The organism is Pseudomonas sp. CG7 (assembly GCF_023701885.1).
GTDB lineage: Bacteria > Pseudomonadota > Gammaproteobacteria > Pseudomonadales > Pseudomonadaceae > Aquipseudomonas > Aquipseudomonas zanjanensis.
Window position 1 is genome coordinate 1 of the sequence record NZ_JABAEE010000007.1, and the last position, 13,070, is coordinate 13,070.

The window sequence follows — 13,070 nt, forward strand, 5'->3', positions numbered from 1 at the left end:
CCGGCGGCGGTGGAACAGTCGACGCCGGTGAGGGGCATGTATCGGTTCATGGCTAGAGCCTTTATTGGTTAATAAAATTAGGACTTCAGGCCGTGGTGTTTCGAGTCGCCAAACCCGAGTCGCCATGTGGACGACGGGACGAACTATAGGCATCGCGGATTGGCTTGGGCAAGGCTCGCTGTTGCGGGTGATTTCCTAAGTAGTTGTAAGATTTTTGGTCGACGGTGTTCGAGCGCCGGTTGTGGCTAGAGATTGCACGCGTCGGGCAGTGGACACCGTGTAGGAGCTGCCGAGTGAAACGAGGCTGCGATCTTTCCCCAGACACTTGAGTCTCAACCGAAGGATCAAAAGATCGCAGGCTTCGCCAGCTCCTACCGGGGGTAAGCTCCCTCGCCACGGTTATCGATGGGCCGTTGCGGTCTCGACCCGTTCGCAGAATTCAGGGTAGAACCCTTTGGCGCTGGGGCCTCGGCAATAGGCTTGCGCCTGGGCCAGGGCGTCGCCGCTGAATGTCAGGCTGCGGGGCATGCCGGCAAAGGTTTCGTAGCCGCCTTGTTGGGTCTTGATGGCGTCGAACCCCGGCATGTCGTAGACCAGTTCCAGGTCATCCTCTGCAAGGATCCCCGCCTTGACCGTCACTTGCGTGTACTGCTTGCCCCCCGGCGCGCCATTGAGCGCCGCCAAGCCGTGGCCGACGACCCGCAGCAGATGTGGAACCCAAGGCTCGCAGTCATCCGCGCAAGTGCCAGGACGGTAGCGCACGGTCAGCGTTTGTTGGTCGCGGGTCACGTCGGTCAAAGTCGGGTCGGAGCGCTTGATGCGGTGTTCGATGGTCAGCCAGGTTTTTTGTTCGTCGCTGGTGCCCTCGGCAACGTCCGGATTCAGCGGACCGCGCTGGCATTCGTTGACGCCCAGGACGATGAGCATGCCGGTCAGGATGACCGCGAGGGTGGCGCCGCCGATTTGTACGTTCATGGACACACTCTGCTGGAGGACGTCGCACTGTACGGTAAAGGGTGCAGGCGGTGGCAGAGCGCTTAGAGGGGGTATGCTGGAACAGTGACGCGGGTGCCATTATCGATCAATAAATCAAGTTGAAGTAGTCGCCGTCCATCAACCTGCACAGTCGCGTATCCGCGCTTTCGCAGCGATTGCTTACCCACTTTGAAAAGGCCGGTTCCTGGATCTGTTGATAGTCCAGCTTCAGGTTGATCGCCCCGTACCTGCATGTGATGGTCGCACGGGAGGGTGTCTGCTCGTCTCCATCGTTTTTATGGATAACGTACTCGGCCCCTTCGAATTGCAACGACACCGGGTTGACCACGTCCACCAGGCTTTCGCTCGCCCATTCGTGGTCGTCCTGTACATCGACGAAAAAAACGTCTTCCACCGATTCGATGTTTCTACGGATGTCAGTGACGGCGGGACAGGTTATTTCACCGGCCTGGACGTGGCCAATGATCAGCAAAAGCAGCACCGCCCCTCCAGCCAGTATTTTTTTCATGTGCCAGGCTCCAGGGCTCAGTTCAACGATTCACGGCTTTGGTCGGGCGGGCTACTGTCGAGGCTGACAGTTATTTATGTCAATTTTGAACTGTATATGGATGTTTGGTAACTTTTGGCTATATAAAAAAGCGCGGTTTTCGTTAAATCAGACACTTCTTACGACCTCGGAAGAATTTTCTGTGATGGCTATCGGCTATTAGCCTAATGCCTTTAGGAACAATCTCCGCCCGCGCCAGTCCAAAGCACGCTTTACGCCGCTCTTCATGGGCGGCTTTTTCGTGTTCAAGAGGATGTCCCGGATGAAGGTTTCACGCGGTTTTGCACTGTCTTGGCTGTTGATACTCGCCGCCAGCCCGGCCTTCGCGCAGTTCAGCCTTAGCGATGCCGCCAATGTGGTGTCGGCCATGCAGGGCAGCTCAGGCGAGGAAGAGGGCATGGTGGCCGCTGCACCGAAAGCGGCCGGGCTGCTCAATACCCTTGGATCGGAACTGAAGATCACGCCGGAACAGGCCATCGGCGGTGCCGGTGCGATGCTGGGGCTGGCGAAGAATCGGCTTAGCGAGCCGCAATTTTCCGAACTGAGCAAAAGTGTGCCGGGCCTGGATCAGATCGCCGGAAACAGCGCCATCGGCGGGCTCAATGGCTTGGGTGGTTTGCTTGGTGGCGGGTCGGATAACAATGCCTTGCTCGACGGCCTGCTGGGTAACGTCAAGGATACCGGCGACCTGAACAATGCCTTCAGCGCGCTGGGCATGGACAGCGGCATGATCGGCCAGTTTGCCCCGATCATTCTGCAATACCTCGGCCAACAGGGCGTCGCCGGGTCGCTGCTGCAGAACCTGGGGGGGATTTGGGGGAATGGTGCGGGCGTTTGATGAGCGTGGCGACATCGAACATCCGCCACAGGGGTCTCAGACTCGCAAGCTGAGGTAGTCGGCGTTTTCCCGCCTGCACGTGTGAGGGAGCTGGCTGGCGCAACGCGTGTCCAGCCCCGGGATCAAGGTCGGTTCTTGGGCCGTGGGGTAATCCATCAGAACTGTTAGGTTCCCTTCCCCTCGTTGCGCAATTGGGCGATGCGCCGGTCCTTTTCAGTCCAGAGCCGATTAACCCAGTCCTGCACCTGCTGGCGAAACACCGGGTCATTTTCGTAATCGCCCTGCCAGAGTGCCGGGTCCAGTTCGCGGGTCTGGATGTCGATGATGACCCGGGGCACTGCGCCGCTGCTCCGGTCCCAGAACCCGGGAATGCGGTCTTGCGGATAGACCACGGTCACGTCCAGCACCGCGGCCAGTTGTTCGCCCATGGCCGCCAGCACGAACGCCACGCCGCCGGCCTTGGGCTTGAGCAGGTGGGGGAAGGGCGATTGCTGTTGTTGGCGTTTGGCGGCGGTGAAGCGGGTGCCTTCGAGGTAGTTGACCACGGTGACCGGTTGGCGCTTGAACAGCTCGCAGGCGGCCTTGGTGATTTCCAGGTCCTTGCCGGCCAGCTCCGGATTCTTTGCCAGGAACGCCTTGGTGTAGCGTTTCATGAACGGGTAATCCAAGGCCCACCAGGCCAGCCCCAGGAACGGCACCCAGATGAGTTCTTTCTTGAGGAAGAACTTGAAGAACGGCGTGCGCCGGTTGAGGGCCTGGACGAGGGCAGGGATGTCCACCCAGGATTGGTGATTGCTGATCACCAGGTAAGACGTATCGCCGCGCAGGTCCGCGCCGCCGCGGATGTCCCAGCGGGTGGGGATGCACAGGGCAAAGATCTGCTTGTCGATCTCGGCCCAGGTCTCGGCGATCCACATCACTGCCCACGAGGCATAGTCGCGAAAGCGCCCGGGCAGGACCAGTTTGAGCAGTGCGAACACCATCAGCGGCCCGAACAGCACCAGGGTGTTGAGCAACAGCAACAGGGTGACGAAACAGCCGGTGAGCAGGCGGCGCATAGATGACTCTTGCAAACGGGTAGGCGGGTCATGATAAGCAAGCTTCGGGTGGTAGGCCAAATCGGCTTGGACGAAAGTTTCACTTGGACTTGGCTAGACTGGGCTGGCTTTTGTGGCCAGAGATTGCTCCCGCTGGGCCCTGTAGGAGCTGCCGAAGGCTGCGATCTTTTTGGACTCAAGTGTCTTTGGAAAGATCGCCGCCTCGTTTCACTCGACAGCTCCTACAGGGCCCAGCGGGAGCAATCTCTGGCCGCTGTGCGATCAACCGAACGAATTCATCAGCCACGGTCTAAAAAACCACGCCCACAATGGAAGCCCTTACTACATGAAATCAGTTCTCGCCCTGCTTTCCCTGATGGCCCTTCCGGTGCTGGCCGCCGAGCCGACCCTGTACGGGCGCTACGAATACATCGCGCTGCCGGAAATCGGCGGTGAGGTGCTCAAGGCCAAGATGGACACCGGCGCCCTGACCGCCTCGCTGTCGGCCAAGGACATCGAGACCTTCACCCGCGACGGCGACGATTGGGTGCGCTTCCGCCTGGCGACCAAGGACGCGGACAACAAGGTCTACGAACACAAGATCGCCCGCATCAGCAAGATCAAGACCCGTTCCGAAGAGGATGAGGACGACGACGAAAAGATCGCCCCCACCGAGCGCCCGGTGGTCGATCTGGAGTTGTGCCTGGGCAACGTCAAGCGCACGGTCGAGGTCAACCTGACCGACCGCAGCAGTTTCAATTACCCGTTGCTGATTGGGGCCAAGGCGTTGCGTGAGTTCGGGGCGGCGGTGAACCCGGCGCGGCGGTTTACGGCGGATAAGCCGGACTGCTGATTTCCCTGATTGACTCACCCCAAGCCTTGCGGCACCGTTCCGGCAACTTTACTGCCGGGCCCGCAAGCCATGCCTCATATTCTGATTGTCGAAGACGAAGCCGCCATCGCCGATACGCTGGTGTTTGCCCTGCAAGGGGAGGGGTTTGATACCACTTGGTTGAGCCTTGGCGCAGCCGCTCTTGAACACCAGAAAAACACCCCGGCGGACCTGATCATTCTCGATGTGGGCCTGCCGGATATCAGCGGATTCGAGACTTGTAAAAAAATCAGACGTTTCAGCGACGTTCCGGGCATCTTTCTGACAGCCCGGGATGGCGAGATCGACCGGATCGTGGGCTTGGAAATCGGTGCCGACGATTATGTAGTCAAACCCTTCAGCCCCCGCGAAGTGGCGGCCAGGGTCCGGGCGATCCTCAAGCGCGTGGCGCCGCGGCCGGTGGCGGAGGTGGGCACGGCGTTGTTTCAGGTCGATGCCGACCGCGTGCAAATCAACTATCGCGGCACCCCGCTGAACCTCACCCGCCACGAATTTCGCCTGCTCAATTGCCTGCTGGAGCAGCCCGAGCGGGTTTTCAGCCGCGAACAATTGCTCGATGCCCTGGGCGTTGCCAGCGATGCCGGCTACGAGCGCACCATCGACAGCCACATCAAGAGCGTGCGCGCCAAATTGCGCCTGGTCCGCGCCGAGGCCGAGCCGATCCAGACCCATCGAGGCCTGGGCTACAGCTACAGCCCGGGGCACAGCTGATGTCGCTGGGGATCCGGATTTTCCTGGTGTATGTGCTGTTTATCGCCCTGACCGGTTATTTCGTGCTCAACACGGTCATGGAGGAAATCCGCCCCGGCGTGCGCCAGTCCACCGAGGAAACCCTGGTGGACACTGCCAACCTGATGGCCGAGATCCTGCGGGACGATTTCAAGGCCGGCACCCTCAACCAGAATCGTTGGCCACAATTGCTCAGGGCTTATGGCGAGCGCCAGCCGGCGGCGACGATCTGGGGCTTGCCGAAAAACCAGGTCAGCCATCGCATCTATGTCACCGATGCCAAGGGTATCGTGGTGCTCGATTCCAGTGGCGTGGCGGTGGGACAGGATTATTCACGTTGGAACGACGTCTACCTGACCCTGCGCGGCCACTACGGCGCCCGTTCGAGTCGCAGCGATCCGGACGATCCTGCATCGTCGGTGATGCACGTCGGTGCGCCGATTCGCGACAACGGCCGGATCATTGGCGTTGTCACCGTCGCCAAGCCCAACAGTTCCTTGCAGCCTTATGTCGATCGCACCGAGCGGCGGCTGTTGATCTATGGCGCCGGGCTGGTCGCCCGGGGCTTGTTGCTGGGCGGCTTGTTGTCCTGGTGGCTCAGCGCGGCACTGCGGCGGTTGACGATCTACGCCCAGGCGGGCAGCCAGGGGCGTCGGGTGGAAGTGCCGCATTATCGTGGCGGTGAATTCGAGCAACTGGCCGGTGCGGTGGAGCACATGCGCACCCAACTCGAAGGCAAGGCCTACGTCGAGCGTTACGTGCACACGCTCACTCACGAACTCAAGCGCCCGCGGGCGGCGATTCGTGGCGCTGCCGAGCTGCTGCAAAGCGACATGCCCGCTGCCCAGCACCAGCGCTTTGTCAGCAACATCGACAATGAAAGCGTGCGCATGCAGCAGTTGATCGAGCGCTTGCTCAACCTGGCCCAGATCGAGCAGCGCCAAGGGCTGGAGGAAGAAGTCGCAGTGCCGCTGGCGGCGCTGATGGCTGAGTTGCTGGAAGCGCGCGGCGGTTGGATTGAAAGTCGCCAGTTGACGGTTGAACAGCAGATCGCTGGCGACCTGGCACTGACGGGAGAGCCGTTCCTGTTGCGCCAGGCCTTGGGCAATCTGCTGGAAAACGCCTTGGACTTCACCCCCATCAACGGCCTGCTGCGAGTGAGCGCCGAGCGCCGTGGGAATCGTGTCGAGATCCGCCTGGTCAATCCGGCCGCGCCGATCCCCGACTACGCACTGCCGCGCTTGAGCGAGCGCTTCTATTCCCTGCCGCGCCCGGACAGCGGCCGCAAGAGCACCGGCCTGGGGCTCAACTTTGTCGAAGAAGTGGTGCAGTTGCATGGGGGGCAATTCAGTATTGGCAATGTCGAGGGTGGGGTGGAGGTGGTGCTGAGGTTGCCCTGAACACCCAGTTACTCAGTTTGGAACACTCTTGTGGCGAGGGAGCTTGCTCCCGCTGGGCTGCCAAGCGGCCCCTTTTGCGACTGCTTCGCAGCCGAGCGGGAGCAAGCTCCCTCGCCACAGGTTTCATGGGTCAGGTGGATTTCAGTCTCCACACAATCTCCACATATCCCCCATAAACCCCTCACACAACCACCCCAGACTCTCCCTCATTCGAACAGGGAGAGCCCCACATGAACCGCAGCCTCGCCATTAAACTGGGCATGATCGCCCTCTTGATCCTCTTGCTGATGATCCCGCTGTTGATGATCAATGGCCTCATCGACGAGCGCCAGGAGTTGCGCGACGGTGTGCTGCAGGACATCGCCCGCAGCTCCAGCTACAACCAGCAACTGATCGGGCCGATGATCGTGGTGCCGTTTCGCAAGAGCGTGAAGGTCTGGAACACCAACGAGAAGACCGGTGTGCGTTTCCTGGAAACCGTCGAACGAACAGGCGAGTTATATTTTTTGCCTGAGCAATTCGAGCTCGACGGCCAGATCCGCACTGAAACCCGTGCCCGGGGCATCTACGAAGCGCGGATGTTCCACGCCGACAACCGTATCGATGGCCGCTTCAAGGTGCCTGAGCGCTACGGTGTCGCTGCCAAGGACTTTGCCGATTACCGTTTTGACGAGCCGTACCTGAGCGTCGGCATCAGCGATATTCGTGGCATCGAGAATGCGTTGACCTTGACGCTGAACCAGCAGACCGTTGATTTCCTGCCCGGCTCGCGACTCGGCTGGCGGGGGCAGGGCGTGCATGTGCCGCTGCCGATGATCACCGCCCAGGGCGGCCCCGAGCTGACCTTCGGTTTTGACCTGCGCCTGCAAGGCACGGGCGACTTCCAGATTCTGCCGGTGGGCAAATCCACCAAGGTGCACCTGTCGGCCGACTGGCCACACCCCAGCTTCATCGGCAACTACCTGCCCACCAACCGCGAGATCAATGAGCAGGGTTTCAGCGCTGACTGGCAAACGTCGTTTTTCTCCACCAACCTGTTGGAAACGCTGCAAGCCTGCGAGCCTAGCGATAGCTGTGAAGCGTTCCGCAGCCGTGCCTTCGGGGTGAGCTTCATCGATCCGGTGGACCAATACCTCAAGAGCGACCGGGCGATTAAATATGCGTTGCTGTTCGTCGCGCTGACCTTCGCCGGCTTCTTCCTTTTCGAAGTGCTCAAGAGCCTGGCGGTGCACCCGGTCCAGTACGCCTTGGTGGGCGGGGCGCTGGCATTCTTCTACCTGCTGCTGTTGTCGTTGTCGGAGCACATCGGCTTCACCCTGGCGTACCTGGTGTCGGCCAGTGCCTGTGTCGTATTGATCGGGTTTTATGTCTGCCATGTGCTGCGCAGCGTGAGCCACGGCCTCGGGGTTTCGGCGGGGCTGGCGGGCTTGTACGGCTTGCTCTACGGCCTGTTGAGCGCTGAGGACTACGCACTGTTGATGGGGTCGCTATTGTTGTTCAGCCTGTTGGGCGTGTTCATGGTGCTGACCCGCAAGCTGGACTGGTATGGGGTCGGGTCGAAGCCGGCCGCGGCGATGAACTTCGAGTGGGGAGAGGTGAAGTGAGCCGGTCGCTGCGGTTGCGGGAGGACCAACGGGTGCGTGAAGTGTTGGTGATGCGCATTGCTGGGCTGTTTCCGCTGGATCCGGTGCGCTGCCATCGCGAGCAAGCTCGCTCCCACAAAGAACACCACAGTCCCCTGTGGGAGCGAGCTTGCTCCGGGCGGCGTTCCGACGATGAGGCTGGATCGGTCAATGCAAATCTAGACCCTGGGCACCGTCTCGACCATCGAAGGCCGCACGCTCACCTCGGCAAACCACTGCGCCAAATGCGGATTGGCCTTGCGCCACTCCAGGTCGGGATGGCGCAGGTCCAGGTAGCCCAGGGCGCAGGCCACGCTGATGGAGGCCACGTCGAAATGGCTGGCCAATTCGGCAATCGCCTCGGCTTCGAGCAGGCCCAGGGCACGGCGAATCTTGTCCCGTTGCGCATCGAGCCATTCGTCCCAGTGTTTTTCCACGGTGCGTAGCGCGGTTTCGTAGCGGATCATCACCGCCGCATCCATGATCCCGGCGGCCAGGGAGGCGAGGGTCAGGCGCCGCCAGCGCGCCGCGCCGTCCCGGGGGATCAACGGGTTGCCAACGTGCTGGTGGTCGAGGTAATCGAGGATCACGCGACTGTCATGGATCACTGTTCCGTTGGCCAGGCGCAGGGCCGGGATCTTGCTCCACGGGTTGTCATCGATGAGCGCCCGGTCCGGCTTGACCGGCGTGAGCTGGCTAAGCTGCAACGCCACGCGGTCTTGCTGGCCGGTTTCGTGCAGCAGCACCAGGACCTTGCGCACGAAGGGCGAAGCGGGATTGTGGAACAGCGTCATGCTGGGGGGGGACATGCGGGTATCCTCGATTGGGCGGCAGGGGCTTAGCCTAGACAGTTGAAGGGCGGCTGGCGAGCGGCGGATTGACCGATATCTCCACTGTGGGAGCGCGCTTGCTCGCGATGGCGGCGGGTCAGTCGACATCAATGCAACTGGCCTTGCGCTATCGCGAGCAAGCTCGCTCTCACATTGGCTCTGTGTTTGGCTGGCGTTATCCGCGTTTGATCAAGCCCCAAGACCCCAGCACCGTGGGTATGCCCAGCCCAACCCAGCTCCCCGCATCCCAGCCTCCGTCACCGAGCAATGCACTGAACAATCCCGCAGCGCTTAGCGCACCAATCATCACGGGAATACCAAACACCTTCCAGAAATTCGACTGCCGAGGCCTCACGAAGCAACCTCCGCGCCGACGGTTGCACGTTTGGCGGCCTTGCGCCGAACCACCCACAGATACACGCCGCTGCCCAGGACAATGATGGTCAGGACATCGAGGGTCGCCCAGAAGATCTGCATCGGCCGGCCACCGTAGTCGCCGAAGTGCAACGGCAGGGACAGGCTCATCATGTCCATGTACCACGGTCGTTCGGCGACGGCGGTGACGTCCAGGGTGGTGGCATCGATCAGCACGGGCGTGAGCAGGTGCGAGGTCAGGTGGGTGTCACCTTTCATGAACACGCTGTAGTGGTGCTCACTGGAGAACAGCGTACCGGGGAAGGCGATGAAGCTGGGCTCCATGCCCGGCGCGACGTCCTTGGCGATGTCCAACAAGCGCGTGGCCGGAGCCAGTTGGGTCAGCGGCGGGGCGTTGCGGTAGGGTTCGACCATGGCACTGAGGCTGTCGTTGCGCCACGCCGCGATGAGCAGGTCGGCGCACGCGGCGATGACGCCGGTCACGCCCACGGTCAGTGCCCAGACCAGCGTGACCACGCCGATCAGGTTGTGCAGGTCGAGCCAGCGCAGGCGCGTGGATTTGTCCTGGCGCACCGTGGCGAACTTCAAGCGGCGCATGAACGGTAAATACAGCACCACCCCGGAGACGATGGCAATCACGAACAACAGCCCCATGAAGGCCAGCAGCAGCTTGCCCGGCAAGCCGGCGAACATGTCCACGTGCAGGCGCAACATGACCATCATGAAACCGCCATTGGCCGAGGGCATTTCCAAGGCTTCGCCGGTGCGCCCGTCGAGCATGAAGGTGTGGGAGGAATTGGGTTCGGTGCCCGGCGTCGGCGCCATGATAGTGATGACGCCGTTGGGCTCGTCCTCGTCCCAGCCAAAATACTGGACCACTTCACCTGGGCGATGGGCCTTGGCTTTTTCCACCAGTTGCTGCAAGTCCAGCGGCGGCGTGCTGGCCGGCATCTCCCGAAGCTCGGGGGCGTCGCCCAGCAGGTGTTCGATTTCATGGTGGAAGATCAGCGGCAGCCCGGTGATCGCCAGCATCAGCAGGAAGACCGTGCAGATCAGGCTGGTCCAGGTGTGGACGAAAGACCAGCGACGAATGGTTTTGCTTTTCATGATCGATCCGAATGCAAAAGGGCCACGATGCTTGAGATCTGCCGAGAAACCTGTGGGAGCGGGTTTATGTGGGAGCGAGCTTGCTCGCGAAAGCGGAGTGCCAGTCAACATCAACGCAGCTGACTCACCGCCATCGCGAGCAAGCTCGCTCCCACAAAAGCCTCCCACAGGGATTTCATCTGACTGATCGATCTCAGCGACAGCTACCCTCAAATAGGTTTTGCAAATGCTAACCGTTTACCATTTGTAATTCACGCTGGCGACGACATTACGTTGGTCACCGTAGTAGCAGTAGAAGCCGTCGCAAGTGGACAGGTAGTCCTTGTTGAAGATGTTTTTGGCATCCACCGCCACCGTGACGCCCTTGAGGGTCTTGTTCAAACGACCCAGGTCGTAATGGGCCGAGGCGTCGTACACGGTGTAGGACCCGACATGGCCCCAGTCGGTGTTGGTGGTGTTGCCGTAGGTGTCGCCGACATAACGCACACCGGCGCCGACACCGAAGCCATCCAGCGGGCCGTTGTGCCAGGTGTAGTCCGCCCAGGCAGTGGCCTGGTTACGCGGCACCTGGGCCATGCGCTTGCCTTCTTCAGCCGCGGTGCCCTTGGTGATTTCGCTGTCGTTGTAGGTGTAGGAACCGACCAGTTTCAGATTGTCGGTCACGTTGCCCGAGGCTTCCAGTTCCACGCCCCGTACTTGGACTTCACCCACTTGGCGGGTGACATTGTTTTCGGTCACGGAGTTGTTTTTCTGGGTCAGGTCGAACACCGCGGCGGTCAGCAAGGTCTTGGTGCCGGGCGGTTGGTACTTGATACCGGCCTCGTACTGTTCGCCTTCGGTCGGCTTGAACGCTTCGGTGCTGTTGACGATTGAACCTGCCGCCGCCTGGAACGACTGGGCGAAGGAAAGGTACGGCGTCACACCGTTATCGAAGACGTAGCTCAATGCCGCGTTGCCGCTGAATTTCTTGTCGCGCTGGGTGTTGGTGACGTTGTTCAGGTTGTGGAACACGGTGCCGGTGTGAATCCAGTCTTCACGACCACCGAGGGTCAGGCGCCAGTTGTCCAGGGCAATCTGGTCCTGGACGTACAGGCCGGTCTGGTGGGTCTTCTGGTTGTAGTCATACAAGGTGAAGTACTGGACGTTGGAGAAATCCTGTCCATAGGTAGGGTTGTGGATGTTGCTGGTCGGCACGCCAGTCGAACCCCAATCCCAGCGCGAATTGCTGTTGGAGCGCTGGTGATCCAGGCCCAGCAGCAGGGTGTGGCTGAGGGCGCCGGTCTGGAAGTCGGCCTGGAAGTTGTTGTCCACGGCGAACTGGCTGATGTCTTCATTGATGACGCTGGCGCTGCGCTTGACGTTGCCGTCGGCGTCCACCGATTGGTCGGGGCCGTCTGGCCAGAATTGGCCGCCAGCCGAGATACCTTGGGTTTCCAAATCGCTCTTGGTATAGCGCAGGTTCTGGCGGAACTGCCAGGTATCGTTCAAGCGATGTTCAAACGCATAACCGAGCGCGTAGTAGGTGCGGTCGTAGAATTCCCAGTCCGGATCGCCCAGGTTCTTGTGGTGGGAAATCTTGCCCGCCGGCGAGGACAGCTTGGTGCCTTGCAGTGGCAGGAATTGCCCGGTGCTGCCGGTGTCGTCGCGGGTGTATTGCGACAGGAAGGTCAGGCGCGTGTCGTCGTTGATGTTCCAGGTCAGGCTCGGCGCGAGGTTGTAGCGCTTGTCCGGGATGTGATCGACCTGGGCGATGCTGTCGCGCACGGTGCCGCTGACCCGATAGAGGAACTGGCCTTCGTCATCGACCTTGCCGGTGCTGTCGAAGTTGATCTGCTTGTGTTCGTAGCTGCCGGCCTGCAGCTCGACTTCATTGCTGCTTTCGGCTTGTGGGCGGCGGCTGACCATGTCCAGCATGCCGCCGGGGGGCGTCTGGCCGTAGACCGACGAGGCCGGGCCACGCAGCACGGCGATGCGCTCAAGGTTCCAAGGCTCGATTTTCGGCGTGATGTAGTTGCCCCTGGGCAGCGGCAGGCCATCGAGGAACTGGGTCGGCACGACGCCGCGCACCAGCAGCCAATCGTTACGCGAGTCCGAGCCGTAGCCGCTGCTCTGCACACCGGCGGTGTAGCGCAGCGCGTCGTTGAGGTTGAGCACGGAGCGGTCTTCCATCTGCTGGCGGGTGACCACGGAGACGGAGCGCGGCAGTTCGACGACCGGCGTATCGGTCTTGGTCCCGGCGGCGGTGCGGGTGGCGGCGTAGCCCTCGGTCGGGCCCCACGCGGGTTCACTGAGACCGGCGCCGATCACGCTGGTTTCCGGCAGGGCCATGACCCCTTCAGGCATGGCCACCAGGCTGTAGGTGCCGGCGCTGCTTTGTTCCAGTTGCAGGCCGGTGCCGCGCAAGGCCTCGCGCAAGGCGCCGGTGGCGTCGAACTGACCTTGGACCGGGGCCGAGGTCTTGCCCGAGGCCAGGGACGGATTCAGGCTCAGCGCAAGGCCGGCCTGGCTGGCAATCTGGTTCAGGGTGCTGGCCAGGGGCGCGGCGGGCAGGTTGTAGGCGCGCACGCTGGTGGCCGGTTCGGCGGCCAGCAGGGGGGCGCTGGTCAACGGGGCGGCAAAGGCAATGGCAACGGCCAACAGGCTGGGGCGCAACAGGGTGTCTAGCGGGCGGGACATACGGCGGCTCCTGAATGGAAA

12 protein-coding genes are annotated in these 13,070 nt (G+C 61.4%); 5 read left to right on the top strand and 7 right to left on the bottom strand.

Features of this window, described 5'->3' with window-relative positions; genetic code table 11:
• Positions 1 to 399: 399 nt before the first annotated feature.
• Both HGO40_RS04700 and HGO40_RS04705 read right to left on the bottom strand, forming a co-directional pair.
• Positions 400 to 975: a hypothetical protein gene (locus tag HGO40_RS04700; RefSeq protein ID WP_250962092.1), complete on the bottom strand. Its 576-nt coding sequence runs from the start codon at positions 973 to 975 to the stop codon at positions 400 to 402.
• A gap of 106 nt (positions 976 to 1,081) precedes the next feature.
• On the bottom strand, positions 1,082 to 1,504 hold the full coding sequence (locus HGO40_RS04705; RefSeq protein WP_250962093.1) for a DUF3757 domain-containing protein: 423 nt from the start codon (positions 1,502 to 1,504) through the stop codon (positions 1,082 to 1,084).
• A 301-nt stretch (positions 1,505 to 1,805) separates the two neighbouring features.
• On the opposite strand from HGO40_RS04705, the gene HGO40_RS04710 reads away from it, so the two are divergent.
• A complete protein-coding gene (locus HGO40_RS04710; protein WP_250962094.1) occupies positions 1,806 to 2,381 on the top strand; it encodes a DUF2780 domain-containing protein in 576 nt (191 codons plus the stop codon).
• 164 nt (positions 2,382 to 2,545) lie between these two features.
• Here the strand turns inward: HGO40_RS04710 and yihG are convergent, their stop codons facing one another.
• Positions 2,546 to 3,439 (bottom strand): 1-acylglycerol-3-phosphate O-acyltransferase, YihG family, encoded by an 894-nt coding sequence (gene yihG, locus HGO40_RS04715; protein ID WP_250962095.1) that lies wholly within the window; start codon positions 3,437 to 3,439, stop codon positions 2,546 to 2,548.
• A gap of 325 nt (positions 3,440 to 3,764) precedes the next feature.
• Between yihG and rloA2 the strand changes: the two genes are divergently transcribed.
• The 4 genes from rloA2 (at position 3,765) to creD (ending at position 8,043) form a co-directional block, all read left to right on the top strand.
• Positions 3,765 to 4,271, top strand: coding sequence for a retropepsin-like aspartic peptidase RloA2 (gene rloA2 / locus HGO40_RS04720; protein WP_250962096.1), 507 nt, complete (start codon positions 3,765 to 3,767; stop codon positions 4,269 to 4,271).
• Between the two features lie 69 nt (positions 4,272 to 4,340).
• Positions 4,341 to 5,021, top strand: a complete 681-nt coding sequence (gene creB / locus HGO40_RS04725; RefSeq protein ID WP_250962097.1) for a two-component system response regulator CreB — start codon at positions 4,341 to 4,343, stop codon at positions 5,019 to 5,021.
• On the top strand, positions 5,021 to 6,439 hold the full coding sequence (gene creC / locus HGO40_RS04730) for a two-component system sensor histidine kinase CreC (protein WP_250962098.1): 1,419 nt from the start codon (positions 5,021 to 5,023) through the stop codon (positions 6,437 to 6,439). The genes creB and creC overlap by 1 nt, the downstream gene beginning before the upstream one ends.
• 230 nt (positions 6,440 to 6,669) lie before the next feature.
• Positions 6,670 to 8,043, top strand: coding sequence for a cell envelope integrity protein CreD (creD, locus tag HGO40_RS04735; RefSeq protein ID WP_250962099.1), 1,374 nt, complete (start codon positions 6,670 to 6,672; stop codon positions 8,041 to 8,043).
• A gap of 197 nt (positions 8,044 to 8,240) precedes the next feature.
• Here creD and HGO40_RS04740 read toward each other — a convergent pair whose 3' ends face one another.
• The 4 genes from HGO40_RS04740 to HGO40_RS04755 form a co-directional block, all read right to left on the bottom strand.
• A complete protein-coding gene (locus HGO40_RS04740) occupies positions 8,241 to 8,870 on the bottom strand; it encodes a glutathione S-transferase (protein ID WP_250962100.1) in 630 nt (209 codons plus the stop codon).
• A gap of 196 nt (positions 8,871 to 9,066) precedes the next feature.
• Positions 9,067 to 9,246, bottom strand: a complete 180-nt coding sequence (locus HGO40_RS04745; RefSeq protein WP_250962101.1) for a hypothetical protein — start codon at positions 9,244 to 9,246, stop codon at positions 9,067 to 9,069.
• Complete coding sequence (locus HGO40_RS04750; RefSeq protein WP_250962102.1) at positions 9,243 to 10,373, bottom strand: PepSY-associated TM helix domain-containing protein; 1,131 nt, start codon at positions 10,371 to 10,373, stop codon at positions 9,243 to 9,245. Before HGO40_RS04750 ends, HGO40_RS04745 begins: the two co-directional genes overlap by 4 nt.
• Before the next feature lie 237 nt (positions 10,374 to 10,610).
• Positions 10,611 to 13,049 (bottom strand): TonB-dependent siderophore receptor, encoded by a 2,439-nt coding sequence (locus tag HGO40_RS04755; protein ID WP_250962103.1) that lies wholly within the window; start codon positions 13,047 to 13,049, stop codon positions 10,611 to 10,613.
• Between the last annotated feature and the right edge of the window lie 21 nt (positions 13,050 to 13,070).

Excerpts from the sequence above, each read along its gene's own strand:
- HGO40_RS04755 (WP_250962103.1), bottom strand. The coding sequence starts at position 13,049 with ATGTCCCGCCCGCTAGACACCCTGTTGCGCCCCAGCCTGTTGGCCGTT.
- HGO40_RS04705 (WP_250962093.1), bottom strand. The coding sequence starts at position 1,504 with ATGAAAAAAATACTGGCTGGAGGGGCGGTGCTGCTTTTGCTGATCATT.
- creD (WP_250962099.1), top strand. The coding sequence starts at position 6,670 with ATGAACCGCAGCCTCGCCATTAAACTGGGCATGATCGCCCTCTTGATC.
- HGO40_RS04750 (WP_250962102.1), bottom strand. The coding sequence starts at position 10,373 with ATGAAAAGCAAAACCATTCGTCGCTGGTCTTTCGTCCACACCTGGACC.
- HGO40_RS04700 (WP_250962092.1), bottom strand. The coding sequence starts at position 975 with ATGAACGTACAAATCGGCGGCGCCACCCTCGCGGTCATCCTGACCGGC.
- rloA2 (WP_250962096.1), top strand. The coding sequence starts at position 3,765 with ATGAAATCAGTTCTCGCCCTGCTTTCCCTGATGGCCCTTCCGGTGCTG.
- creC (WP_250962098.1), top strand. The coding sequence starts at position 5,021 with ATGTCGCTGGGGATCCGGATTTTCCTGGTGTATGTGCTGTTTATCGCC.
- yihG (WP_250962095.1), bottom strand. The coding sequence starts at position 3,439 with ATGCGCCGCCTGCTCACCGGCTGTTTCGTCACCCTGTTGCTGTTGCTC.
- HGO40_RS04740 (WP_250962100.1), bottom strand. The coding sequence starts at position 8,870 with ATGTCCCCCCCCAGCATGACGCTGTTCCACAATCCCGCTTCGCCCTTC.
- creB (WP_250962097.1), top strand. The coding sequence starts at position 4,341 with ATGCCTCATATTCTGATTGTCGAAGACGAAGCCGCCATCGCCGATACG.
- HGO40_RS04710 (WP_250962094.1), top strand. The coding sequence starts at position 1,806 with ATGAAGGTTTCACGCGGTTTTGCACTGTCTTGGCTGTTGATACTCGCC.